Source organism: Pseudomonas sp. GM55 (assembly GCF_000282395.1).
Taxonomy (GTDB): Bacteria; Pseudomonadota; Gammaproteobacteria; order Pseudomonadales; family Pseudomonadaceae; genus Aquipseudomonas; species Aquipseudomonas fluorescens_CC.
Genome location: NZ_AKJJ01000016.1, coordinates 14432 through 39239 on the forward strand (window position 1 = coordinate 14432; position 24808 = coordinate 39239).

Annotated in this window: 24 protein-coding genes, 1 tRNA gene and 1 pseudogene; 17 read left to right on the plus strand and 9 right to left on the minus strand. The window is 61.6% G+C overall.

Translation table 11 applies throughout. From position 1 onward, the window contains the following. Positions 1 to 70: 70 nt before the first annotated feature. From PMI31_RS03070 to PMI31_RS03075, 3 genes are all read right to left on the minus strand, one after another. Complete coding sequence (locus PMI31_RS03070; RefSeq protein WP_008016154.1) at positions 71 to 880, minus strand: glycosyltransferase family 2 protein; 810 nt, start codon at positions 878 to 880, stop codon at positions 71 to 73. A 241-nt stretch (positions 881 to 1121) separates the two neighbouring features. Beyond that, a complete protein-coding gene (locus PMI31_RS30665; RefSeq protein ID WP_008016155.1) occupies positions 1122 to 1268 on the minus strand; it encodes a hypothetical protein in 147 nt (48 codons plus the stop codon). Positions 1269 to 1441: 173 nt separating this feature from the next. Further along, positions 1442 to 1529 (minus strand) — tRNA-Ser (locus PMI31_RS03075). A 123-nt stretch (positions 1530 to 1652) separates the two neighbouring features. On the opposite strand from PMI31_RS03075, the gene PMI31_RS03080 reads away from it, so the two are divergent. Further along, positions 1653 to 2324 (plus strand): Bax inhibitor-1/YccA family protein, encoded by a 672-nt coding sequence (locus PMI31_RS03080; protein ID WP_008016156.1) that lies wholly within the window; start codon positions 1653 to 1655, stop codon positions 2322 to 2324. Positions 2325 to 2384: 60 nt separating this feature from the next. Here PMI31_RS03080 and PMI31_RS03085 read toward each other — a convergent pair whose 3' ends face one another. Both PMI31_RS03085 and PMI31_RS03090 read right to left on the minus strand, forming a co-directional pair. Beyond that, positions 2385 to 2714: a YceK/YidQ family lipoprotein gene (locus PMI31_RS03085; RefSeq protein ID WP_008016158.1), complete on the minus strand. Its 330-nt coding sequence runs from the start codon at positions 2712 to 2714 to the stop codon at positions 2385 to 2387. 56 nt (positions 2715 to 2770) lie between these two features. Continuing rightward, complete coding sequence (locus PMI31_RS03090) at positions 2771 to 3208, minus strand: Lrp/AsnC family transcriptional regulator (RefSeq protein WP_007987480.1); 438 nt, start codon at positions 3206 to 3208, stop codon at positions 2771 to 2773. 136 nt (positions 3209 to 3344) lie between these two features. Here PMI31_RS03090 and PMI31_RS03095 point away from each other — a divergent pair, with 136 nt between their 5' ends. Then, a complete protein-coding gene (locus PMI31_RS03095) occupies positions 3345 to 4238 on the plus strand; it encodes a DMT family transporter (RefSeq protein ID WP_008016160.1) in 894 nt (297 codons plus the stop codon). A gap of 15 nt (positions 4239 to 4253) precedes the next feature. Here the strand turns inward: PMI31_RS03095 and PMI31_RS03100 are convergent, their stop codons facing one another. Together PMI31_RS03100 and PMI31_RS03105 are read right to left on the minus strand one after the other, a co-directional pair. Beyond that, positions 4254 to 5294: an FUSC family protein gene (locus PMI31_RS03100; protein WP_043302167.1), complete on the minus strand. Its 1041-nt coding sequence runs from the start codon at positions 5292 to 5294 to the stop codon at positions 4254 to 4256. Between the two features lie 44 nt (positions 5295 to 5338). After that, positions 5339 to 6964, minus strand: coding sequence for an NADP-dependent glyceraldehyde-3-phosphate dehydrogenase (locus PMI31_RS03105; RefSeq protein ID WP_008016163.1), 1626 nt, complete (start codon positions 6962 to 6964; stop codon positions 5339 to 5341). Between the two features lie 316 nt (positions 6965 to 7280). On the opposite strand from PMI31_RS03105, the pseudogene PMI31_RS03110 reads away from it, so the two are divergent. From PMI31_RS03110 to PMI31_RS03180, 15 genes and pseudogenes are all read left to right on the plus strand, one after another. After that, positions 7281 to 7502 (plus strand): annotated as a pseudogene (locus PMI31_RS03110) (helix-turn-helix domain-containing protein); the annotation flags it as partial. A 93-nt stretch (positions 7503 to 7595) separates the two neighbouring features. Continuing rightward, entirely contained in the window at positions 7596 to 8483 is an 888-nt protein-coding gene (locus tag PMI31_RS03115) for a Dyp-type peroxidase (protein ID WP_008016165.1), read from the plus strand. Between the two features lie 16 nt (positions 8484 to 8499). Further along, complete coding sequence (locus PMI31_RS03120; protein ID WP_008016166.1) at positions 8500 to 9468, plus strand: Gfo/Idh/MocA family protein; 969 nt, start codon at positions 8500 to 8502, stop codon at positions 9466 to 9468. A gap of 231 nt (positions 9469 to 9699) precedes the next feature. Further along, entirely contained in the window at positions 9700 to 10446 is a 747-nt protein-coding gene (locus tag PMI31_RS03125; protein WP_008016167.1) for a GntR family transcriptional regulator, read from the plus strand. Positions 10447 to 10448: 2 nt separating this feature from the next. Continuing rightward, positions 10449 to 12179, plus strand: a complete 1731-nt coding sequence (locus tag PMI31_RS03130; protein WP_008016168.1) for a fumarate reductase/succinate dehydrogenase flavoprotein subunit — start codon at positions 10449 to 10451, stop codon at positions 12177 to 12179. Between the two features lie 26 nt (positions 12180 to 12205). Further along, on the plus strand, positions 12206 to 12451 hold the full coding sequence (locus tag PMI31_RS03135; RefSeq protein ID WP_003180418.1) for a 4Fe-4S dicluster domain-containing protein: 246 nt from the start codon (positions 12206 to 12208) through the stop codon (positions 12449 to 12451). A gap of 252 nt (positions 12452 to 12703) precedes the next feature. Continuing rightward, positions 12704 to 14110, plus strand: coding sequence for an ABC transporter substrate-binding protein (locus PMI31_RS03140; protein WP_008016169.1), 1407 nt, complete (start codon positions 12704 to 12706; stop codon positions 14108 to 14110). 120 nt (positions 14111 to 14230) lie between these two features. After that, positions 14231 to 15013: an ABC transporter permease gene (locus tag PMI31_RS03145; protein WP_008016170.1), complete on the plus strand. Its 783-nt coding sequence runs from the start codon at positions 14231 to 14233 to the stop codon at positions 15011 to 15013. Continuing rightward, a complete protein-coding gene (locus PMI31_RS03150; RefSeq protein WP_008016172.1) occupies positions 15013 to 15861 on the plus strand; it encodes an ABC transporter ATP-binding protein in 849 nt (282 codons plus the stop codon). Before PMI31_RS03145 ends, PMI31_RS03150 begins: the two co-directional genes overlap by 1 nt. Beyond that, complete coding sequence (locus tag PMI31_RS03155) at positions 15858 to 16820, plus strand: HEAT repeat domain-containing protein (RefSeq protein ID WP_008016173.1); 963 nt, start codon at positions 15858 to 15860, stop codon at positions 16818 to 16820. The genes PMI31_RS03150 and PMI31_RS03155 overlap by 4 nt, the downstream gene beginning before the upstream one ends. Beyond that, complete coding sequence (locus PMI31_RS03160) at positions 16817 to 17101, plus strand: DUF971 domain-containing protein (protein ID WP_008016174.1); 285 nt, start codon at positions 16817 to 16819, stop codon at positions 17099 to 17101. Before PMI31_RS03155 ends, PMI31_RS03160 begins: the two co-directional genes overlap by 4 nt. 142 nt (positions 17102 to 17243) lie before the next feature. Continuing rightward, entirely contained in the window at positions 17244 to 17861 is a 618-nt protein-coding gene (gene lexA / locus PMI31_RS03165; protein ID WP_008016176.1) for a transcriptional repressor LexA, read from the plus strand. Then, entirely contained in the window at positions 17861 to 18478 is a 618-nt protein-coding gene (gene imuA / locus PMI31_RS03170; RefSeq protein ID WP_008016177.1) for a translesion DNA synthesis-associated protein ImuA, read from the plus strand. Before lexA ends, imuA begins: the two co-directional genes overlap by 1 nt. 7 nt (positions 18479 to 18485) lie before the next feature. After that, positions 18486 to 19901: a Y-family DNA polymerase gene (locus PMI31_RS03175; RefSeq protein ID WP_008016178.1), complete on the plus strand. Its 1416-nt coding sequence runs from the start codon at positions 18486 to 18488 to the stop codon at positions 19899 to 19901. Next, on the plus strand, positions 19877 to 22975 hold the full coding sequence (locus tag PMI31_RS03180; protein WP_162130427.1) for an error-prone DNA polymerase: 3099 nt from the start codon (positions 19877 to 19879) through the stop codon (positions 22973 to 22975). Before PMI31_RS03175 ends, PMI31_RS03180 begins: the two co-directional genes overlap by 25 nt. Positions 22976 to 23079: 104 nt before the next feature. Here the strand turns inward: PMI31_RS03180 and PMI31_RS03185 are convergent, their stop codons facing one another. Next, positions 23080 to 23742 (minus strand): flavin reductase family protein, encoded by a 663-nt coding sequence (locus PMI31_RS03185; RefSeq protein ID WP_008016181.1) that lies wholly within the window; start codon positions 23740 to 23742, stop codon positions 23080 to 23082. A 12-nt stretch (positions 23743 to 23754) separates the two neighbouring features. Further along, a partial coding sequence (locus PMI31_RS03190; protein ID WP_008016182.1) for a chlorohydrolase family protein occupies positions 23755 to 24808 on the minus strand: 1054 nt, incomplete at its 5' end.

A 24808-nucleotide genomic window follows, 5' to 3' on the forward strand; every position in this document is an offset into this window, starting at 1 on the left:
ACTTGATATAAAGACTTGTGGGTGACATAAAATGGAATTGAATGCACTGCTGGTTGCGTCAATTCGCAGCTTAACTTTTTCTGTCGTCCTTGTTCAGGCGCTTAAGGATGTTGTTGTACATTTTGGTTCGTCTATGGGTCTTTCCATAGCCGCCAGCCGCTGCGACAGTGCCGGCCTGAATGTGATCCAGGTAACTGAAGATTTTACGCGGCGATAACATTTCAACGACATAGCCAAGTTCGGTCATGCGGTCTTGGAGAGTGTAGCCTGGCACGCGATCATCCATCGAAAAGTGCATATTATGCTGCTTGATAAGTTTGCAATTCCACAATGTGCAGAAACTTTTCAAGTAGATTTCTTTGTACGGTTTTGGTTCTCTTGAACGCAATCCCATGGAGATTTTCAGGCGTCTGTAGTGGTGTTTGAATAGTCGTGAGCTAAAGCGCCAAAGCGTTCTCGTGGTGCCACGGTTTAATTGCTCGACACAACCGACGGCCACGACTTTCTGATTTTTTATGCATTTGTTCAGCATCATCGGAAAAACATTTTTATCGAAAACAAACGTATCGGTGTGCATCAGGAATAAATAATCAGTTTCAACCCGCTCCAAAACCAGGTCAAGTGCTTTGCCATGCGCAATATGGCCCGCTTCTGGTTTGGAAGCAGAGCGCTCAATTAAATTGATCCAGTCAAGAGCTCGTAAGTACTCAGTGCTTTCATCGGCGGAATAGTTATCAACTACCCATACTGGGACACCGTTGCTGCCAAAATGCTGGTGCAATAAGTCCAAGCATATCTTGGTGATCTCTGGTGTTTTGTAATTTACTATAACTATGCTGAAGGCTTTAGAGCTATCGGCCAGAAAATCAGGGTTGTTCATTGTTTAAGTGCTCAAATTTATTATATTTAATTGTAGAAGTAATTTAACCTGCGTGCAGCTTTTGCCTGTTTTTTGCACGAAACCTTGAGTGACTGTAGAGCACATTTGTTAAGTCACTTTGTCATGCATTATAACGAGGGCTTGCTCAGGCCTGATGGATAGCAGTAGATGCGGACTTCATCGTATAAGGATCTGCTCTACAGGTAAACATCCGTGACTTGATTCGTAATGTTCGCCGGCATCAGGCGAGCGTCTTGGGGTTGTCGGCGACATTGGCAGGTCCAGGCTGCTCGACCCGGTTCGAAAGCTCCATGATGGTGGCTTCGAGGGCGAGTTGATTTTCGTTGATCTTGAACAGTAGGGAAGGGCCCGGATCTGAATTTGGCATCGCCAATCCTCTGTTATGAGGTCAGCGTAGTACCGAGGGTTTTTTACGATTGGCAGAGCGCCGGGAGAAGGTGTAGGCGGGCCTGGTTCTGGAGCGCCTTTCGTGTGGCAAGCTTTTCGCCGAACCCCAGAAACGACAAAGCCCTGAATAATCAGGGCTTTGTCGTATAAAGATGGCGGAGGCGATGGGATTCGAACTCATGGACCTGTTACAGTCGACGGTTTTCAAGACCGTTGCCTTAAACCACTCGGCCACACCTCCGTTTGCGTTGCGGGCGCCATAATACCTGAATGAAACACACTGTCAAACTCTCTGCATGGCTTGTTACAGGGCGTCTGTTATGATCTTTGCGACTGAACGTTTCAAACCAACAGGAGTGTCGCCATGCGCGAACAGGATTACGCAGTTAATAACAGCGTGCAGGCTGAGCAGCTAGAGGTTAGCCGCGTCCTGCGCAACACATACGGCTTGCTCGCCCTGACCCTCGCATTCAGCGGTGTGACGGCCTACGTTGCCCAGCAGATGCGTGTTGGCTACCCGAACATCTTCGTGGTGCTGATCGGCTTCTACGGTCTTTTCTTCCTCACCAACAAACTCCGTGATTCGGCGTGGGGCCTGGTGTCGGCATTTGCCCTGACCGGTTTCATGGGTTTCCTGCTTGGCCCGATCCTCAACCGTTACCTGGGTATGCAGGGCGGCGCTGAAGTGGTCAGCTCGGCGTTCGCGATGACGGCGCTGGTGTTCGGCGGTCTGTCGGCGTATGTGCTGATTACCCGCAAGGACATGAGCTTCCTCGGCGGTTTCATCACGGCAGGCTTCTTCGTGCTGCTGGGTGCAACGCTGGCGGGCATGTTCTTCCAGATCAGCGGTCTGCAACTGGCGATCAGCACAGGTTTCGTGCTGTTCTCCTCGGTCTGCATCCTGTTCCAGACCAGCGCCATCATTCATGGCGGCGAGCGTAACTACATCATGGCCACCATCAGCCTGTATGTATCGATCTACAACCTGTTCATCAGCCTGTTGCAGCTGTTCGGCATCATGGGTCGCGATGATTGATCGTCGACCCTGAAGTAAAAAACCCGCTCAGGCGGGTTTTTTATTTTCTGGAATTCAGGACTATTCGACAATGACGATGCTGCCGTCGGCTTGCTGGCGGTAGATGATGTAGGGCAGCAACAAGGTGTCGAGCGCACCGGAAATGACTACGTCGATCAGCACGATAGCGGGGGCAGGGCCATGTACCTGCGCATCCCGACCCTCTTCGAGGGGCGCATTCAATATGCAAAAGTCGTAGGTCACGCCACTGTAGATTCGCGGTACCGCGCCGCAGTAACTCTTTTGTTCCTTGAGGCTTTTCGAGGCCACTTCGTCACTGCGTACAACCGTCTGAATCGTGCCGCAACCCGCAAGCAGCATCGCCACGAGTAGCATTGCCTGAGTTTTCATGCCGTCAATCCTTCGCCGGAAACCGTCAATCTACTTCAGTCTGAAACAAATATCACTCACGCCATGGGCGGCAACCGGCGCTTGACCGGGGTTTTCTTGACGATTGCGGTATTGGTTTCGGCGTGGGTATTGAGGCGGTCGAGCAGGGTGTCCAGTTGTTCCATCGAGCGCACATGCAGGCGTGCAATGAAGCAGTCGTCGCCGGTGACCTTGTCGCATTCGGTGAACTCGGGAATGGCCATGATTTGCCGTTCTACTTCTTGCAACTGGCCCGGCAACGGGCGAATGCGCACGATGGCCTGGAGTTGATAACCGAAGCATTTCGGGTCGATTTCAACGGTGTAGCCCTTGAGCACGCCACGCTCTTCCAGGCGGCGCAGACGCTCGGCGACGCTGGGGGAGGACAGGCCACTGATTTGCGCCAGGGCCTTGAGCGAACGTCGCGAGTCTTCCATCAGGGCGGTGATCAGCACCTGGTCGATATCGTCGGTCATGGCGAAACCCTCCGTTAGGCATTTTTTCAAAACGGCCTTGATAAAAAAGGCTGATCTCGAGTTTAGCCTGCTTTTTGCTATGGAGTAGCGCCTGAGTGCATTGGCATACTTTGGCCACAAACACAGGAGTCTGATGATGGACAAAACCCTACGCCGCGGTTCGTTCGAAATGACGGCCGCCATGCTGATCTCCGGCACCATCGGCTGGTTCGTGCTGGTGTCCGGGCAACCGGTGCTGGATGTGGTGTTCTGGCGTTGCCTGTTCGGTGCCGGCACCTTGCTGCTGATTTGTGCCGCCTTCGGCTTTTTACGGCCCGGCATCTTGACCCGCACCACCTTCTTGCTGGCGGTGCTCAGCGGTGTGGCGATTGTCGGCAACTGGGTGCTGTTGTTCGCGTCCTATTCCCGGGCGTCGATTGCCATCGGCACTGCTGTCTATAACGTCCAGCCGTTCATGCTGGTAGGGCTGGCGGCGCTGTTTCTCAATGAAAAGATCACCGCGCAAAAGCTGGCCTGGCTGGGCGTGTCGTTTCTCGGGATGCTGGCAATCGTCAGCGCCCATGGCAGCCAAGGCGAGAGCGGTAGCGATTACCTGACGGGCATTGCCCTGGCGTTGGGCGCGGCGTTTCTCTACGCGATTGCCGCGTTGATCATCAAGCGTCTGACCGGCACTCCACCGCATTTGATTGCGCTGATCCAGGTCAGCACTGGTGTGTTGTTGCTTGCGCCATTTGCGCATTTTTCGGCATTGCCGCAGGCGCCAAGCGCGTGGGCCAGCCTGGTGACGCTGGGCATGGTGCACACCGGTGTGATGTACGTGTTGCTGTACGGCGCCATTCAAAAACTGCCGACGGCATTGACCGGGGCGCTGTCCTTCATCTATCCGATCGCGGCGATTTTCGTTGACTGGTTTGCCTTCGGTCATCGCCTGGAGCCGCTGCAGTGGATCGGTGTCGCGGCGATCCTGCTGGCCGCGGCCGGCATGCAACAAGGCTGGTCGCTGAAGTTTCGGCGCACAGTAACGCCGTAATCTGCGACACAGGCGTCAGATGCTCCAGCGCGGCGCGTTCCCGGCCAGTCGCTGGCGCATCTCGCCGACGTTGGCGGCCAGTTGTCGAGTCAGCAAGCGATACCCGTCAAGCGTGTTGTAGACCGGCGCATCAAGGCTGACCAGCGGCAAGTCCATGGGCCGATCGAGCCGCTGGGCGGCGCCTGATTTCAAGGCCCGGGCCATGCCGATCAATTGCACGCGAATCTGTCGATGCTCGGCTTTCAATGCCGTTTGCAGGAGCGTCATCGCCTCGGGGTCATTGGCATCCGGTCGGGTATTGCCGAGGATTTCCAGGGTGCTGACGCACATGCGCAGGTTGCGCTGGATGGCATCCAGTTCGGTCATGGAAATCTTCACTTCCTTGGACACCGAGGGCATCAGTGAGCGAAGTTGCACCATCACCGCGTTCAGGCGGGTCATGAGTTTAAGGTGTTCGTCGGCGGTGATGGCCTGGCCGTCAATGATGCGCCCGTAGACTTTCGCGCAATCACGCAGCGCGTCGGCCAGGTTATAGCGCCAGGAGTAAACCGCGTACAGCGGCAGGGCGAAGGAAAACGCCAAGGCCAAGGCAATGCCGATCAGGATATCTACCCCGCGCCACAAGCCATCGGTGACCGGGTTGTCGCCGTGCCCCGCAACGATGAACACGGTAATCGCCGACAGCAGCGCTGTGTAACCACCCTTGCCGATGGCGTGATACGAGAAAAAACCGCAGACCACCGACATCGCGAAATAGGTCAGCCAGGGCATCCCGAGCCAGGCCTGTTGTACAACCAACAGCAGGCCGACGCCAGCGCCGATCAAGGTACCGATGGCACGCTCGGCGGCTTTCTTGCCAATGTTGCCGTGGTGCTGCAAGCCGCCGATCACCACCAGCATCGTCACCGACGCCCATTCACCGTGGGGCAGATGGATGCCGGTGGTCAGCAGGATCGTCGCCAGCAACCCGAGCGACACCCGTACCGCATGGATCACCCGGGCATGGCGGTAGCGCCGGTACGGGTCCAGCAACGGCCGCAGCAATCGGCGCAGCAGCGGTGGCAATCGTTGGGCTCTGGATGTACTCAGGCTGGCTCTCCTCAGAAGATGTAGTCTGTGGTCAGGAAGCTCGAGCTGCGGCCGCTGATGATCTCGCTGATCAGGTCCTTGTTGGTTTCCTGGAACTTGGTGGCCACCAGGGTGCGGATCGAAAACACCCGCAGTGCGTCATGGACCGACAAGGTGCCCTCGGCCGAGTTCTTGCGACCATTGAAGGGGTAGGTGTCCGGGCCGCGCTGGCATTGGGCGTTGAGGTTGATGCGCCCGACCTGATTGGCAAAGGTGTCCACCAGCCGGCCAACCGCGACCGGGTTGGTGCCGAAGATGCTCAATTGCTGGCCGAAGTCCGACTCCAGCACGTAATCGATCACGGTATCCAGATGACGGTACGGCACGATGGGGATGACCGGGCCGAACTGTTCTTCCTGATACACCCGCATCTGCGGCGTGACCGGGTATAGCACCGCCGGGTAGAAGAACGACGCACGCGCCTCACCCCCGTTGGGGTTGACCACCCTGGCGCCTTTGCTTTCGGCATCCGCCACCAGTGCATGCAAATAATCGACCTTGCCCGATTCCGGCAGTGGCGTCAGGGCTACGCCGTTTTCCCAGGGCATGCCGGGTTTGAGGTTGGCAAGTCTGGCATTGAATTTGTCGATGAAGGACTCGACCACGTCTTCGTGGACAAACAGGATTTTCAGCGCTGTGCAGCGCTGGCCATTGAATGACAGCGAGCCCGTGACCGCTTCACTGACTGCATTGTCCAGATCCACTTCCGGCAGGACGATGCCAGGGTTCTTCGCATCCAGGCCCAGCGCTGCACGCAAGCGGTGTGGTTTCGGATGGAGTTTTTTCAGGTCGCTGGCGGCCTTGTTGGTGCCAATGAAGGCAAAGATGTCGATCTTGCCGCTGGCCATCAGCGCACTGACCGTCTCGCGGCCGCTGCCATAGATGACGTTGATCACCCCGGCCGGGAAGCTGTCGCGGAAGGCTTCCAGCAACGGGCGAATCAGCAGCACGCCCAGTTTGGCCGGTTTGAACACCACGGTGTTGCCCATGATCAGCGCCGGAATCAGCGTGGTGAAGGTTTCGTTCAACGGATAGTTGTAAGGCCCCATGCACAGGGCAACGCCCATCGGTACACGACGGATCTGGCCGAGGGTGTCCTGTTCCAGTTCGAAACGGCTGGAGCGGCGGTCGAGCTCTTTCAGCGCGTTGATGGTGTCGACGATGTAGTCGCAGGTGCGGTCGAACTCCTTTTCCGAGTCCTTGAGGTTCTTGCCGATTTCCCACATCAGCAACTTGACCACGGCGTCGCGCTGCTCGCGCATGCGCCCCAGGAAGGTTTCGACGTGCTGGATGCGCTCGGCCACACGCATGGTCGGCCACAGTCCCTGGCCACGGTCGTAGGCGCGCACGGCAGCGTCGAGGGCGGTCAATGCGGTCTCGGCATCGAGCAATGGCGTACTGCCGAGGATCACTTGCTGGTCGCCATTGGCGCCGGTCAGGTACACCGGGCTGCGGACCTGGGCCAGTGGCCCGTTCCAGGTTTTCAACACGCCATCGACCAGGTACTCACGCTGCTCGGTCTGGCCGTCAAGGCGGTACTTTTCCGGGATGTCGGCGGGGCTTGGGAACAGGTTCTCGAGAATCTTGGCTGTGGTCATGTCGTTACCCCTCTGATTGGGTGATGCACTGATGAATCGTTTTAGCAGACCTCAGCAATGCTTGTCATGACTCATTTTCCGGCTGACCGGGCACCCGATGAGAGGGCAGCCATGCGGGCAAGCCGGTTAACTGAAAAGCCTAGCCTTTGTTTGGCCTTGGTGGGGTGCGTCTTGGCGGCGTTGCTTGCGGGGTGCGGCGAAGAGCCGAAAAACCCGTCGAGCCGCAGCGAAGCGGGCGCCGCGAGGCCCGCCGACGCCGAGTTGGCGCAGGTTTACGACAACAGCTGCAAGCTTTGCCATGCCAACCGGCGGCCGTTTGCGCCGCCGCCTCACCGAACACGCCCTGACGTTCGAGACACTGCGGGAACAAGTGCGCCAGGCCCGCACCATGAGCCTGCTGGCCAATCCGGACATGTCCATCGAACGCATCACCGAGGAAGTCGGCTACAGCGGCGTGCGCAGCTTTCGCCGGGCTTTCAGGCGCTGGACCGGCATGAGCCCGAGTGCATTGCGCAACGAATGCCCCAGCTCGGTTTGATCTCCTTGTGATGAGAGGGGTTTCTGTGGCCTTTGACAGCACACAAACCCTCGTACTCCGGTTAAACTCCGAACTCTTTTTCGAGGAGTTCATATGAGTCATTACCAGCCGGGCATTCTCGCCACCCCCGTTCCGCCTCAAGCCCGCCATATGTTCTTCGCTCTCGAATCCGTCGCTGCTCTACCGACCGCGCTCGATAACCTGCAAGGCCTGGTGGACGGCAAATCGGTGGTGGTTGGCTTCGGTGAATCCCTGGTCAAGGCGCTGGATAGACAGATCGATGGCCTGCGCGTTTTCCCTGCACTGACCGGTGTCGGCGTCGACAATCCATCGACCCAACACGCGCTCTGGTGCTGGCTGCACGGTGCAGACCGTGGTGAGTTGCTCAACCGCAGCAACGCCTTCGTTGCAGCATTGGCCCCGGCGTTTCGCCTGGTGCAGGTGAACGAAACCTTCCGCCATATGAGCGGCCATGACCTGACCGGCTTCGAGGATGGTACCGAGAACCCGCACGACCAAGCCGCCGTGACCGCCGCCGTGGTCGGTGAGGGCGCGGACGGTACGGTGGGTGGCAGCTTTGCCGCGATCCAGCAGTGGCAGCATGACTTGAAAGGTTTTCATGGGCTGTCGGCGGATGAAAAAGACAACATCATGGGCCGCCGCTTGAGCGATAACGAAGAGATCGACGACGCGCCGGTTTCCGCCCACGTCAAACGCACCGCCCAGGAAAGCTTTGCGCCTGAGGCCTTCGTGGTCCGCCGCTCGATGCCGTGGATCGAAGGTGACCGCGCCGGCCTGATGTTCCTGGCCTTTGGTTTTTCCCTCGATGCCTTCGAAGCCCAACTGCGCCGCATGAGTGGCCTGGAAGACGGCATCACCGACGGTTTGTACCGCATCAGCCGTCCGATCACCGGTGGCTACTACTGGTGCCCGCCGCTCAAGGACGGTCGACTGGACCTGCGTGCATTGCGCATCGACTGAGAAGCAGGGAGAGCCTATGAACCTGGTGCGCTGGGGCATGATCGGTTGCGGCAGTGTCGCTGAACGCAAAAGCGCACCGGCCTTCTACAAGGCACCCGGATCGGCGTTGGTGGCGGTGATGGGCCGGCGCCTGGAAGCCGTCACCGACTACGCTGCGCGCCACGGCATCGCCCGGGTTTACACCGATGCGCAGGCGCTGATCGACGATCCCGAAGTCGACGCGGTGTACATCGCCACACCACCCGACAGCCATCACGCTTATGCCTTGCAGGTGGCCGCCGCCGGCAAGCATTGCTGCGTCGAGAAGCCGATGGCGCTGAACGCCGGGCAAAGCCGCGAGATGCAACAGGTGTTTGCCGATGCGGGGCTGCACCTGTTCGTGTCCTATTACCGACGTTCGCTGCCACGCTTCCGGCAAGTGCGGCAATGGCTGGAGGAGGGGCGGATCGGCGAGGTCCGGCACTTGAGCTGGACGCTCACCAAAGCCCCGTCGGCAGCGGATCGCGACGGCACCGATAACTGGCGCACTGACCCGGCGATTGCCGGTGGCGGCTACTTCGCCGACCTGGCCAGCCATGGCCTGGACCTGTTTCAGTACCTGCTCGGCGATATCGTCGAAGTCGCCGGGTTCAGCGCACGGCAGGCCGGATTGTACGCGGCCGAAGATGCCGTCAGCGCCACTTGGCGGTTTGCCGGCGGGGCATTGGGGATGGGCTGCTGGAACTTCGTCGCCGATCGCCGTGAAGACCGGGTCGAAGTGATTGGCAGTAACGGCCGGATCACTTTCTCAGTGTTCGATGAACACCCGGTCGAGCTGCACGCCGCTGAACACCTGAGCCTGAACATCGAGCATCACGCGCACATTCAGTGGCACCACGTATTGGGCATGAATGCGCATATTCGTGGTGACGCGCAGCATCCGGCCGTGGCCGGGCAGGCGCTGAAGACCGATTGGGTGATGGACCAGATCCTCAAGCGCCACTGATTCTTCAGATCACACATAACCCCCTGTAGGAGCGAGCTTGCTCGCGATGGTCGTCAACGATAACGCTGGAAGCCTGACACCCCACGGCGTTCTCGGGTTTATCGCGAGCAGGCTCGCTCCTACAGTTTTGGATTGCGTTGTGCATCTAACCTTATGCGCATTCGGTATTTCTCAAGCTTGTCATAACCTCTCTAAGATCACGTCATAACTCGTTATAACAAGTGATCTGCCATGACCGATAACGTTCTATCCCTGAGCAGCGTCCCGTTGCATACCCAGCTGCGAGATGTGTTGCGCGCCCGCATCCTCGACGGCGAATACCCGCAAGACAGCCAGATGCCTTCCGAAAGCGAGCTTGGCGCGTTGTTCAAGGTCAGCCGCATCACCGTGCGCCAGGCATTGGGTGACCTGCAAAAGGAAGGGCTGATCTTCAAGATCCACGGCAAAGGCACCTTCGTCGCCAAGCCCAAAACCTTCCAGAACGTCAGCACCCTGCAAGGCCTGGCCGAGTCCATGACCGATCGCGGCTACGAGGTCATCAACCGCCTGCGCAGCTTCAAGTTCATTGCCGCCGACAAGCTCGTCGCCGAGCGTTTGCAGGTGGCCGAAGGCGAGATCGTGGCGCAGATCAAACGGGTGCGCCTGATCAATCGCGAGCCGATCTCCCTGGAAATCACTTACCTGCCCAAGGCCGTTGGCGAGCGCCTGGAAAAAGCCGATCTGGTCACCCGCGACATTTTCCAGATCCTGGAAAACGACTGCGGCCTGCCCCTGGGGCACGCCGACCTGGCCATCGATGCGGTACTGGCCGACAGCGACCTGACTCGGGCGCTGAGCGTCGAGCCTGGCTCGCCGATCATGCGCATCGAGCGCCTGACCCACGATGGCGACGGTCGCCCGCTGGACTTCGAACACCTTTACTACCGTGGCGATGCCTTCCAGTACCGCCTGCGGATCGACCGGCACAAAGGGGCTTGAACATGACACGCAACACCCTCGAACAGGAATACGACATCGTCGTGATCGGCGGCGGCACTGCCGGCCCGATGGCGGCGATCAAGGCCAAGGAACGCAACCGCGACCTGCGGGTGTTGTTGATCGACAAGGCCAACGTCAAGCGCAGCGGCGCGATCAGCATGGGCATGGACGGCCTGAACAACGCGATCATTCCCGGCCACTCGACGCCGGAGCAATACACCAAGGAAATCACCATCGCCAACGACGGCATCGTCAACCAGGCCGCGGTGTACGCCTATGCCACCCACAGTTTCGAAACGATCGAACAACTGGACCGCTGGGGCGTGAAATTCGAGAAGGACGAAACCGGCGATTACGCGGTGAAGAAGGTCCACCACATGGGCGCTTATGTGTTGCCGATGCCGGAAGGGCACGACATCAAGAAAGTCCTGTACCGCCAGCTCAAGCGCGCGCGGGTGACCATTACCAATCGGCTGGTCTGCACCCGATTGCTGACGGATCAAGAGGGTGCGGTCAACGGTGTGATGGGCTTCGATTGCCGAACCGCTGACTTCCATGTGATCAAGGCCAAGGCGGTGATCCTCGCCTGCGGTGCGGCCGGGCGTCTGGGCCTGCCGTCCTCGGGCTACCTGATGGGCACCTACGAAAATCCGACCAATGCCGGCGACGGTTACTCAATGGCCTACCACGCCGGGGCCGAGCTGGCGAACCTGGAGTGTTTCCAGATCAACCCGCTGATCAAGGATTACAACGGCCCGGCCTGCGCTTACGTCACCGGTCCCCTGGGCGGCTACACCGCCAACAACAAGGGCGAGCGCTTCATCGAGTGCGACTACTGGAGCGGACAGATGATGTGGGAGTTCCATCAGGAGCTGGAAAGCGGCAACGGTCCGGTGTTCCTCAAGCTCGATCACCTGGCTGAGGAAACCATCCAGAACATCGAGGAGATCCTGCACAGCAACGAGCGTCCGAGTCGCGGCCAGTTCCACGCCAACCGCGGCACCGACTACCGCACGCAGATGGTTGAGATGCACATCTCGGAAATCGGCTTCTGCAGTGGGCATTCGGCCTCGGGGGTTTGGGTCAACGAGAGGGCCGAGACCTCGGTCAAGGGCTTGTACTCGGCCGGTGACATGGCCGCGGTGCCGCACAACTACATGCTCGGCGCGTTCACCTACGGCTGGTTCGCCGGCCACAACGCGGCGGATTTTGTCGTCGGACGTGAGTTTTCAGCGCTGGATGCCCGGCAGATCGAAACCGAACAACAACGGGTCTACGCGCCGCTGGATCGTGAACACGGCCTGCCGCCAGCCCAGGTGGAATACAAGCTGCGGCGCTTGGTCAACGACTACCTGCAACCGCCGAAAGTGACGAAGAAGATGCAGATCGGCCTGCAACGCTTCAACGACATCCAACGCGACCTCGACCAGATCAAGGCCCACAACGCCCACGAGCTGATGCGTGCCATGGAAGTCAGCATGATCCGCGACTGCGCCGAAATGGCTGCTCGCGCTTCATTGTTCCGCGCCGAAAGCCGCTGGGGGCTGTACCACTATCGCGTCGATCACCCACAACGCAACGACCGCGACTGGTTCTGCCATTGCCACCTGAAGAAAGACCAGAGCGGTTTGATGAGCAGTTTCAAGAAAGCCGTCGAGCCTTACATCATCCCGCTGGATGCCGACGAGATGCAGGCCTACGACCGGCTGCGGGTCGGTGCCGATGCGGCTTGATGCCGACAATCAAGGAGAGACCGAACATGGCTTACCAACCCCAGGAAATCTTCTTCCGCTCCAACGCACCGGTCACGGTCGATGAGGACAAATGCATCGCCCACAAAGGCTGCACCGTGTGCGTCGACGTTTGCCCGATGGACCTGCTGGCGATCAACCCGGCCACGCAAAAGGCCTACATGGCGTTCGACGAATGCTGGTACTGCATGCCCTGCGAAAAGGACTGCCCGACCGGGGCGGTGAAAGTGGAGATCCCGTACCTGTTACGGTAATCGCCTTTGTAGGAGCTGGCTTGCCAGCGAAGAGGCTTTCACATTCAACATCTTTGTCACTGACACACCGCTATCGCCAGCAAGCCGGCTCCTACAGGTTCTGTGTTTGAGGTTCGGATTGCGTGGTGAAACATTGCGTTAAAAGCCATCCGGCCACCACCGGACGCCTGATTCAAAACACCCCTCGTTTCCCACCACGCGCTGATCGTGGCGGAGACGAACATCCAATAAATGATTCGAGGGGAAACACTCATGATGTTGCGTGCAGCTTTGGCCGGTCTGGTACTGGCTTCATTCACCCTGTCGGCGTCAGCCGAAACCATCCGCATTGCCATCGGCACCCAGGACACCACCATCAACTGCGCCGCCGGTGGTCTGTTGATTCGTGAGTTGGGTCTGCTGGACAAATACCTGCCCCACGATGGCGCCTACAAAGACGCCCGATACGACGTGCAGTGGAAAAACTTCACCAGCGGCGCCCCTCTGACCAACGAGATGGTGGCCGGCAAACTCGACTTCGGCGCCATGGCCGATTTCCCCGGTGCGTTCAATGGCGTGGCGTTCGAAACGGCGGGCAAGCACAGTCTGTTTATCAGCGTGCTGTCGGGCAGCACCAAGGGCAGTGGCAACGGCATCGTGGTGCCGAGTGCGTCTGGTGTGCAGTCGCTGGCCGAACTCAAGGGCAAGAGCATTTCCGTGCCGTTCGCCTCCACCGCCCATGGCATGTTGCTGCGCGCCGTTGCGGCCCAGGGTTGGGACCCGCTCAAGGACGTGAACATCATCGCCCAGCCACCGGAAGTCGCCGGCTCCGCGTTGCAGGCCGGCAAGATCGATGCTCACGCTGACTTCGTGCCCTTCGCCGAACTGTTCCCGAGCCGTGGTTTCGCCCGCAAGATTTATGACGGTTCCCAGGCCAGCGCGCCGACCTTCCACGGTGCGCTGGTCGATCAGGCCTATGCCAGGCAGTACCCGGAAATCGTCGTCGCTTACCTGCGGGCAAGTATCGAAGCCAACCAGCTGCTGGCGGCTGAACCGGAGAAATATAGCGAGCTGATCGCCAAGGTCACCGGGGTCGATGCCGAGGTCAATTACCTGTTCCATGGCCCCCTCGGAGTGCAGACCCGCGACCTGAGCTGGAAACCGGAATACCGCCAGGCCGTAGGCACCGCCATCGATACCCTGAAGTTGTTGAAGAAGGCCGATCGCGGTCTCGATCTCAACACCTTCATCGACGACCAATACATCCGCGCCGCGTTCAAGGCGTCGAACCTGGACTACAACGCGCAGCTGGCCAACTACGCGCAGATGCCGCTCAAAGCGGTGGATGCGTCGAGCGGCAAAGCCATCACCGACTTCAGCCACGTGGCCGAAATCTGGGTACGTGGTGAACCGAAAGTCCGCCAGTACGCGTCGGCGGAACTGGCGTTCACGGCGTTGGCCGCCCTGAAGCAGGAAGGCAAAAACATCCGCGCGGTGTATGCCCAGGCCAGCGACAGCGGGATCAAGTTGCTGGCGGATCAGGCGTGGTTTGCCAGTGATGCAAAAGGTCGCCTCAGCGCGTTCCTGCTCAAGGGCCAGGCCCAACAGTTCGCCACCGCCCAGGGCGGCAAGGTGTTCGACTTTACCGATGCCACGACCCAGGCCGTGGCCGCCCGCTAAACCCGCATTCCCCTGTAGGAGCCGGCTTGCTGGCGATGGAGTGTCAGCTAAAGAGATGTCGACTGACACTCCATCGCCAGCAAGCCGGCTCCTACAGGAGAGTCGTCGAGAGGAACAATTGTGTACGGATCATTTAACCGCTGGCTCCTCCGAGCCGCTTCATTGCTGCTCTGCCTGCTGTTCTGGCAACTCGCCGCCAGCCACCACTGGAACTTCGGCCTGGTGACCTTCGCCAATGTGCCGACCCCGCTTGCCGTGATCGAAGCTGCGCTGGGCCTGGGCGACTCGGGCAAACTCGCGCAGCATCTGGGCAGCAGCCTTGGCCGGGTATTCGCCGGTTACCTCGCCGCGCTGATCATTGGCGTGGCCCTGGGCCTGGCCATCGGTCGCTCGAAATGGGCCGAAGACCTGTTGCTGCCGCCCCTGGAAGTGCTGCGCCCGATCCCGGCGGTGGCGTGGATTCCCCTGGCGATCCTGATGTTTCCTTCGTCGGAACTGTCGATGGTGTTCATCACCTTCACCGGCGCACTGTTCCCGATTCTGCTCAACACCGTGCATGGCGTCGAAGGCGTCGACCCACGGCTGATCGCCTCGGCGAAAAGCCTCGGGGCAGGGCGCCGGGCAATCCTGCTGGAGGTCGTTCTTCCGGGGGCCGGCCCCAGCATCATTACCGGCCTGGCCATCGGCATGGGCACCTCTTGGTTCTGCCTGGTCACGGCAGAAATGATCTCCGGCCAATTCGGCATCGGTTATTACACCTGGGAGTCCTACACCCTCCAGAACTACGCCGACATCGTCGTCGGCATGTTGCTGATCGGCGTGCTCGGCATGGGCAGCAGCCTGCTGATCAAGCGTCTGGGCGGGCTGTTCACGCCTTGGCATCGACCACGAGGAAAAGCCTGATGAGCGTTTTTCAACACCTTGAAGGGCGTATCGATATTCGCGGGCTGTCGATCAGCCTGGGCGAGGGGGACGCGGCTTTCGAAGCGGTGCAGGGTCTCGATTGCCAGATCGAACCGGGACAGTTCGTGTGCATTCTCGGGCCGTCCGGTTGCGGCAAGTCGACTTTGCTTGGCGCGCTGGCGGGGCACCTGCAACCGCGCACCGGCACCTTGAACGTGGATGGTGCACCAGTGTCGGGGCCATCGCCACAACGCGGCATGGTGTTCCAGCAGCACACGCTGTTTCCGTGGCGCACGGTGCGTGACAACGTCGCGTTCGGCTTGAAAATGCGTGGCGTCGGCAAGGTCGAACGGCACAAGGCAGCGGATGAAATCCTCGCCCTGGTGGGGCTCGAAGGGTTTGCCGGGCGCTGGCCCGACCAGCTCTCCGGCGGCATGCAGCAACGGGTGGAAATTGCCCGGGTGCTGGTCAACCGTCCGCGCCTGTTGCTGATGGATGAACCCTTCGGTGCCCTCGATGCCCTGACCCGGTTGAACATGCAGGAACTGCTGCTGGACATCTGGACGCGCATCCGCACCACCGTGGTGTTTGTCACCCATGACATCGACGAAGCGCTGTTCCTCGCCGACCGCTTGCTGGTCATGAGCTCGCGACCCGGGCGGATCATCGAAGACCTGCGCCTGGACTTCCCCAGGCCGCGCAGCACGGAGCTGGTGACCCGCCCTGAATTCTCGCACCTGAAGCGTCATTGCCTCGAACTCCTGCGCCACGAAGACGGCCGGCAGCTGCCGCGCCTGAACCCGCTTGGCCTTCCCCCTGAAAACAAACTGCCGCGATTTGCCCTATGACCTCACTCTTCGATGTAACCGATAACGACGACATTCTTGCCCTGCAACCGCGCCTGACCGATGACGACCCCGGTGTACGCCGGATCGCGCTGATCGAGTTGGCCGATCTTGAGGAGCCGGACGGCCTGCAGTGGTTGATCGATCGACTGGCCGAAGACCCGATTGCCGACGTTCGTGCCGAAGCCGCGCGGTTGCTGGAAGCCTGGGAGGACGAGCCCGTGGTCGCAGCGTTGTGCCAGGCGCTGACGGATCCATCCCCGGCGGTGCAGGCGGCCGCTGCGCAAAGCCTCAGCCTGCTCAAGAGCGAGGCGGCGGGCCGGGTCATTCTGCCGTGGACCGGGCACGCCGACATTGGCGTACGCATTGCCGCGTTCAGGGCGTTGCGCGAGTTGCGTTGCCCCGATGCCGCCGAGGCGGCTGCACGGGCATTGGACGATGAAAGCGCCGGTGTGCGCCGCGAAGCGGTGGGCGTGCTCGGCTGGCTCAAGCAACTCGAAGCCTTGCCGGCATTGGCGCGGTTGGCCAGCGATGACCCGGACACCGACGTGCGACGTGCCGCCACCGGGGCGTTGGGCCTGGCGTCTGACGCGCAGGTGCTGCCGGCCCTGCGCCAGGCCTTGCGGGACGCTGCCTGGCAAGTGCGCGAAGAAGCCGCCACCACCTTGGGCAAGGTCGGCCACCTCGACGCCGGCCCGGCGCTGATCGACGCCTTGGGCGACGATTACTGGCAAGTGCGCCTGCGCGCCACCCGCAGCCTTGGTCGCTTGCGTTTTGTACCGGCGCTCGAAGCGCTGATTGACACCCTCGGCCACCGCATCAGCAACCTGCGCAAGGAAGCCGCCCTGGCCCTGGGTGAACTGAACGATCCCCGGGCCATTGCGGCATTGCAGGCCGCCCAGGACGACGGCGACCCGGAAGTGCGCAAGGCCGTGCGCATTGCCTTGAGTCAACTGCAATGAATCCGCTGGCGGTGGGTAATTCACTGAGCAGACAACAACTGCGCCTGAACTGGCCCGATGGCCGCGAACAGTGGCTGGACCACGCCGAACTGCGCCGGCAGTGCCCGTGTTCGCAGTGCCGGGCGTTTCGGTTACGGGGGATGCCGCCGATGGTCGATGCGCGGGTGCAGGTGATCGAACTCAATCCGCAGGGGTATGGCCTGCAACTGGTGTTCAGCGATGGCCATGAGCGCGGGATCTATCCGTGGGCCTATCTCTCCAGCCTGACCGGCCCCCTGTAGGAGCGAGCTCGCTCGCGATGGACGTGAACGATAAAGCGTTGCAATTGGAGGAACCAGTGCGCCTGGACGTTTTTCGCGAGCAATCGAGCGTCGACCGGCTGCTCCTACAGGTCCTTGCCAGGCAAAAGCCAAAAGAGTACAAATGTACTCCATGACGACTCTGACTCCCCGCCGTACCGCCATCCTGACCTTCATCCGCGATCGCATCGCCGAGCACGGTCAGCCTCCGAGCCTCGCTGAAATCAGCGAGGCGTTCGGTTTTGCCTCCCGCAGCGTGGCGCGCAAGCATGTGCTGGCGCTGACCGAAGCCGGTTTCATCGAGGTCAACCCGCACCAGGCCCGAGGCATTCGCCTGCTCGGGCAGCCGCCGCGCCCCGAGTTGCTGGACATCCCGGTGCTCGGCCGGGTGGCGGCCGGTGCGCCGATCGGGGCCGATGCGGAGGTCCATAGCCGCTTGCTGCTCGATCCGTCGATCTTCTCGCGGGTGCCGGATTACATGCTGCGGGTTCGGGGTGACTCGATGATCGAGGACGGCATTCTCGACGGCGACCTGGTGGGCGTGCACCGCAACCCCGAAGCGCTCAATGGCCAGATCGTCGTGGCGCGACTCGACGGCGAAGTCACCATCAAGCGCTTCGAGCGGGTCGGCGATGTGGTTCGCCTGCTGCCACGCAACCCGGCCTACCGGCCGATCATTGTCGAAGCCGACCGGGACCTGGCCATCGAAGGCGTGTTCTGTGGCCTGGTGAGGCAAGGCTGATGGGTGCCGTCGTTGCGCTGGATACGCTGTTCAATGCTGGCCAGGTCTGGAAGGGCCGGCCTGCGCCAGCGGCCGCCAGCCCGCAACCCACCGGGCATGCCGCGCTGGACGCCGCCTTGCCCAGCGGAGGCTGGCCGGAGGCGGCGCTGACGGAAATCCTCTTGGCCGGGCAGGGCGTGGGCGAGTTGCAACTGGTGTGGCCGACGCTGGCACGGCTGTCGGCGGCGGGCGAGCGCATCGTGCTGGTGGCGCCGCCTTATGTGCCGTATCCCCAGGCGTGGCAGAGCGCCGGGGTCGATCTGCGTCAGTTGTCGATCATCCAGGCCAGCGAGCGCGATGCGCTGTGGGCTGCGGAACAATGCCTGCGTTCGGGCAGTTGCGGTGCGGTGCTGTGCTGGCCGCACAAGGCCGATGACCGCGCCTTGCGCCGCTTGCAGGTGGCGGCGGAAACCGGCCAGACCCTGGCCTTCGCCTATCGTCCCCTCAGTGAAGCGATCAACCCTTCGCCGGCGGCCTTGCGCATCGCCATCGATGCCCGACCGGCACAACTGCGTGTGCTCAAGTGCCGCGGCGGCCTGGCCCGTTCGGCGCCGATTGCCTTCGCCGTGGGGCATTGAGGTTGCCATGCGCTGGGTCTGCATTGTTTTCCCGCAATTGGCGCTGGATGCGGTACTGCGTCAGCGCGCCGATCCCGATGAACCCCTGGCGTTGCTGACCGGCCCGGCCCAGCGCCGGGTGCTGCAGGCGGTCAACGGCGCGGCGCGGGCGCTGGGTTTGCGTCCCGGCCAGTCCATGAGCGCGGCACAGGCCTTGAGCAAAGGCTTTGCCACGGCCGAATACGACGCCGCTGACATTGAACACTGGCAGCAGTTTCTCGCCGCCTGGGCCTATCGCTTCAGTTCCCAGGTCAGCGTGCATTACCCCCGGGCCGTGGTGTTCGAGATCGAATCCAGCCTCGGCCTGTTCGGTGCCTGGCCGCAATTGGAAGCGCTTTTGCGCCGTGAGCTCGGCGAGCTGGGGTTTCGGCACCGCATCGTGGCCGCGCCCAACCCGGTGGCGGCGCGGGTACTGGCCAACGCCTATGACGGTCTGGTGGTGCCGGACGATCAAGCCTTGCAGCATCATCTGGGGCAAATGCCCGTCGACCGGATCGGCCTCGAAGCATCGGTCGCCACGGCCTTGTCGCGCATGGGCTTGCGCACCTTGAGCCAGGTGCAGGCGTTGCCCCGGCACAGCCTGGCCCGGCGTTTCGAAGCCCAGGTGCTCAAGCATCTGGATGCCCTGTTCGGTTTGCGGCGGCTGGCGCTGGCGTTTTACCTGCCGCCGGACCGTTTCGATGTGCGCATCGAGCTCAATTTCGATGTGCAGTCCCATCAAGCCTTGCTGTTTCCGTTGCGCCGGTTGACGGGCGACCTGTCGGCGTTCCTCTGCGGTCGCGACAGCGGCGTACAGCGTTTCGATCTGCATCTGGAGCATGCCGGGTTGCCGGACACAGTCATCAAGGTCGGCCTGCTCAGCGCCGAGCGCGATCCGGCGATGCTCTTCGAACTGGCCCGGGGGCGGCTGGAGCATGTCCAGGTCGAGGCGCCGGTGCGCGGCTTTCGCTTGCGCGCCGAGGATTTGCCGGCCTTCGTGCCCCAGCATCGGGAACTGTTCGACGATCGCCCGCAGCAGTCTTTGCCCTGGGAGCAACTGCGCGAGCGCCTGCGTGCACGGCTGGGGGATGATGCGGTGCATGGCTTGGGTTTCCAGGCCGATCACCGCCCCGAGTGTGCATGGCAGGCCAGTGCCGGCAGTCAGCCTTGCGCGGTGCCGGCCGCCGTGAAGCGGCCGGGCTGGCTGCTGACTGAACCCTTGGCCGTGCATCAGGGCTCGGCGCGCATCCTCATGGGGCCGGAGCGTATCGAGTCCGGCTGGTGGGACGGTGACGACGTACGTCGCGACTACTACTTGATCGAAACCCGTACCGGCCAACAGGGCTGGGCCTACCGGGCGGTCGGTGAGGACGGTCCGTTGTGGCTGCAGGGCTGGTTCGCATGAGCATCGACTATGCCGAATTGCACTGCCTGTCGAACTTCAGTTTCCAGCGCGGGGCGTCCAGTGCCCTCGAGCTGTTCCAGCGCGCGAAAAAACAGGGTTATCAAGCCCTGGCGATCACCGACGAATGCACCCTGGCGGGCATCGTTCGTGCCTGGCAAGCGGCGAAGTCCGTGGAGTTGCCGCTGATCATCGGCAGTGAAATACGCATCGAGAACGGTCCGAAACTGGTGCTGCTGGTGGAGAGCCTGGAGGGCTATCAGGCGCTGTGCCGATTGATCACCCGCGCCCGGCGGCGCACGCAGAAAGGCCAGTATCAAATCCTGCGGGAGGACTTCAGCGAACCGTTGCCGGGGCTGCTGGCATTGTGGGTGCCGGACGCTGTCGATGCCTTTGAGCAGGGTCGCTGGCTGAAGCAGGTTTTCGCCGAACGCCTGTGGCTGGCGGTGCAACTGCATCGCGGTCAGGACGATACCCAGCGTTTGAATAATCTGCTGACCCTGTCCAGGGATCTGCGGATTCCCCCCGTGGCCAGTGGCGATGTGCACATGCACGCTCGCGGCCGGCGCGCCTTGCAGGACACCATGACCGCGATCCGTCATCACCTGCCGGTGGCCGATGCCGGGTTGCGCCTGCATCCCAACGGCGAACGCCATCTGCGCAGCTTCGACGTGCTGCAGGCGCTTTATCCGCCAGAATTGCTGGCAGAAACGCTGAGTATCGCCCGGCGTTGCACCTTTGATCTTGGCCAGTTGCGTTACCAGTACCCCCGCGAACTGGTGCCGCAAGGGCACTCGGCCACCTCGTGGCTGCGTCATTTGACCGAAGAAGGCATCGCGTGGCGTTGGCCAAAAGGGCCGAAAAGCGAAGTGCTGGAGCAGATCGACAAGGAGCTGCAACTGATCGCGGAACTGGGCTATGAAAGCTATTTCCTGACGGTCCACGACATCGTCCGCTTTGCCCGCCAGCAACAGATTCTTTGTCAGGGTCGTGGTTCTGCCGCCAACTCGGCCGTGTGCTTTGCCCTGGGGATCACCGAAATCGATCCGGATCGCACCACGTTGCTGTTCGAGCGCTTTTTGTCCAAAGAACGTAACGAGCCGCCGGACATCGACGTCGATTTCGAGCACGAGCGCCGCGAGGAAGTCTTGCAGTACGTGTTCCAGCGTTATGGGCGGGCCCGGGCCGCGTTGACGGCAGTGGTCAGCACTTACCACGCCGCCGGTGCGGTACGGGATGTGGCCAAGGCACTGGGCTTGCCGCCGGACCAGATCAACGCCCTGGCCGATTGTTGCGGTCACTGGAGTGATGAAACGCCCCCCGTTGAACGCCTGCTTGAAGGTGGTTTTGACCCGCAGAGCCCGGTGCTGCACCGGGTGCTGAGCCTGACGGGGCAGTTGATCGGCTTCCCCCGGCATTTGTCCCAGCACCCCGGCGGTTTCGTGATTTCCGAGCAGCCGCTGGACAGTCTGGTGCCGGTGGAAAATGCCGCCATGGCCGAGCGCACCATCATCCAGTGGGACAAGGATGACCTCGACGCAGTGGGCCTGCTCAAGGTCGATATCCTGGCGCTGGGCATGCTCAGCGCGATTCGCCGATGTTTCGATCTGCTGCGCCGGCACCGGGGCCTGGACCTGAGTCTGGCGACCATCCCGTCCGAAGATGCGACCACCTACGAAATGATCGGTCGGGCTGACACCATCGGCGTGTTCCAGATCGAGTCCCGGGCGCAGATGTCGATGCTGCCAAGGCTCAGGCCGAAGACGTTTTACGATCTGGTGATCGAGGTCGCCATCGTTCGACCGGGGCCGATCCAGGGCGGCATGGTGCACCCGTACCTGCGGCGACGGAATAAGGAAGAACCGGAGGCGTATCCGTCGCCGGAACTGGAAGTGGTGCTCAAGCGCACCCTTGGTGTGCCGCTGTTTCAGGAACAGGTGATGCAGATCGCCATCGTCGCCGCTGACTACAGCCCCGGTGAGGCCGACCAGCTACGCCGCTCCATGGCCGCCTGGAAGCGCCACGGCGGGCTCGAACCGCACAAGGAACGGTTGGCCGCCGGGATGAAGAAAAACGGCTACACCGCCGAGTTCGCCGCGCAGATCTTCGAGCAGATCAAGGGTTTTGGCAGCTACGGTTTTCCCGAGTCCCACGCAGCCAGTTTTGCCTTGCTGACCTACGCCAGTTGCTGGTTGAAATGCCACGAGCCGGCAGCCTTCGCCTGTGCGCTGATCAACAGTTGGCCGATGGGGTTCTACAGCCCGGACCAGGTTCTGCAGGACGTTCGGCGTCATCATTTACAGGTTCGCCCGGTGGACGTGCGCGCCAGTGACTGGGATTGCAGCCTGGAACCGATCAGCGGTGCGCAACCGGCGATTCGCCTGGGCATGCGCATGATCAAGGGCTTTCGCGAGGAGGATGCCCGGCGCATCGAGGCGGCCCGCTCGAAAGGCGCGTTTGCCGACATCGCCGACCTCGGTGAACGGGCGCGACTCGATGCTCGCGCCCAGGAGCAACTGGCCGATGCCGGCGCGCTGCGTGGCCTGGCCGGCGACCGGCATCGGGCACGCTGGGAAGTGGCCGGGGTACAAAAGCAGCTGGGTTTGTTTGCCGGCCTGCCGAGCCGGGAGGAGGACGCGGTGTCGTTGCCCAAACCCTCCGTGGGCGAGGACCTGCAAGCCGATTACGCCAGTGTCGGCACCACCCTCGGGCCGCATCCGCTGGCCCTGTTGCGCAGTGAGTTGAAGGCGCGGCGCTGCCGCAGTTCGCAGGAGTTACTGGACGTCGAGCACGGTCGGCCGGTCAGCGTCGCCGGGCTGGTCACCGGCCGACAACGCCCGGCCACCGCCAGCGGCGTGACCTTCGTCACCCTTGAGGACGAGTTTGGCAACGTCAACGTGGTGGTCTGGCGTGACCTGGCCGAGCGACAGCGCCGGGTGCTGGTGGGCTCGCAGTTGCTCAAGGTCGATGGCCGCTGGGAGAAGGAGGGCGAGGTGCGACACCTGATTGCCGGGCGCTTGAGTGATCTGAGCGCGTTGCTGGACGGCATCACTGTACGTAGCCGGGATTTTCACTGACCCACCACAACCGCTGTAGGAGCTGGCTTGCCAGCGAAGGCATCATCACGGCCACCATCGCTTCGCCAGCAAGCCGGCTCCTACGGATCGTGGTCAATCTCGTTCTATTTAGCCAGCGGCCAAAACCGCTCCCCACCGCCCGGCGCTTCGGTCCACGCCTGCAATGAGCGTGTCGGCAAATCGAAATAATCCCGCGTGCGCGCATAGCCATGCCCGCCCATGCGTCCGATCGCATCCAGCCCCAACTGATCGATGTACAGGGTTTTCGGATCGATCAGTTCGTCCCGCACATGAGCCATCAGCACTTCACCGAAAATGATTTCCCGGGATTGGCCGATGGACAGCGCCATCATCCGCCGGCACTCCAGCGCCACCGGGGCTTCGCCGATGCGCGGGCATTTGACCGTGGTGCCGGGGATGGCGGTGAGGCCGGCCGCGGTCAATTCGTCGAAGCCGGGGGCGAAGGGCACGGCGCAGACGTTCATGGCTTCCACCAGCGCATCGCTGACGATGTTCACGGTGAATTCCTGGTTGAGTTGAATGTTGCGGGTGGTGTCCTTGGGACTTTGGTCACCGTAGTTTTCCACGCCCAGGGCGAGAATGGGCGGGTCGGCCGACAGCGCATTGAAGAAGCTGAACGGTGCTGCGTTGACCCGGCCTTCGCCGTCGACGGTGGTGACCAGGGCAATCGGCCGTGGCACGACGCTGCCGATCAGGATCTTGTATTTTTCCCGTGGGCTCAATGTGCTGAAGTCGAAGCTTTGCATGGGCAGAACTCTCTAAAGAAGGGGATCGATCGCGCTCAGTGGCGTATGTGCGCTGTAGTCGTCGGCGAACGGGATGGCTGGCTGGAACAGGCTTTTCCAGTCCGGTTGGCCAAAGGCCCGGTCGCTGTGGCTTCGCATCAGTTTTTCGAATTGCCGTTGGGCCTGGCGTTGCAGGGCGGGGTAGTCGACACCCTTGACCTGGCCGTCCTGCATCACGCAGCGGCCATCGATGTAGCTGGCGATGCAGTCGTCACCGCGACCGGCCAGCAGAAGATTTTTCAGCGGATCGAACAACGGTCCCAGGTGCATTGCGCGCAGGTTGAACACGGTGATGTCGGCCTTGCACCCCGGCGCCAGACGTCCGAGATCGTCGCGGCCCAAAGCCGTGGCGCCGCCGAATGTCGCGGCGTTGTACAGGTCCAGCGTGCTGGTCAGGTCGTTACCGCCCTCCATAAGGCGGGCAATGTTCAAGCCCTGACGCATGTTGTCCAGCAAGTCCGCCGGCCAGGTGTCGGTGCCCAGGGCGAAGTTGATGCCCTTGGCCCGATAGCGTCCGAACGAGTTCAGCGCCTCGCCATCCCGGGCGAATACCACCGGGCAATGCACCAGGCTCGCGCCGCCGTCCACGACTCGCTGCAAGTCGTCGTCACCTTGGGTGTAGATGCCGTGGGGCAGCAGGCTGCGTGGGGTCAAAAGCCCAAGCTGCTGCAACCAGCCTAACGGTGAGGCGCCGCGCAGTTGCTCGACCATCGCCACTTCACCGAGGCCCTGGCAGCAATGCAAACGCATCGGTGCGTTCAGTTCCCGGCTCAGCATGGCGGTGCGCTGCAGCAGCGCCGGGGTGCAGGTCTGGATGCGATCGGGCAGCAGCGCGCCGCGAATCAGGTCGTTGTGCGCGCCGTCGAAATCGCGGAAAAACCGTTCAGCCGCATCCAGTCCCGCCATACCCCGGGCTTCGTCCCAGTGGTGGGCCAGCTTACCGTCGGCCTGCCAGTAACTCATGCCGCTCATATAGCAAGGGCCGAGGTAAGTGCGCAGCCCCAGCTCGGCTGCCACATCGGCTAAA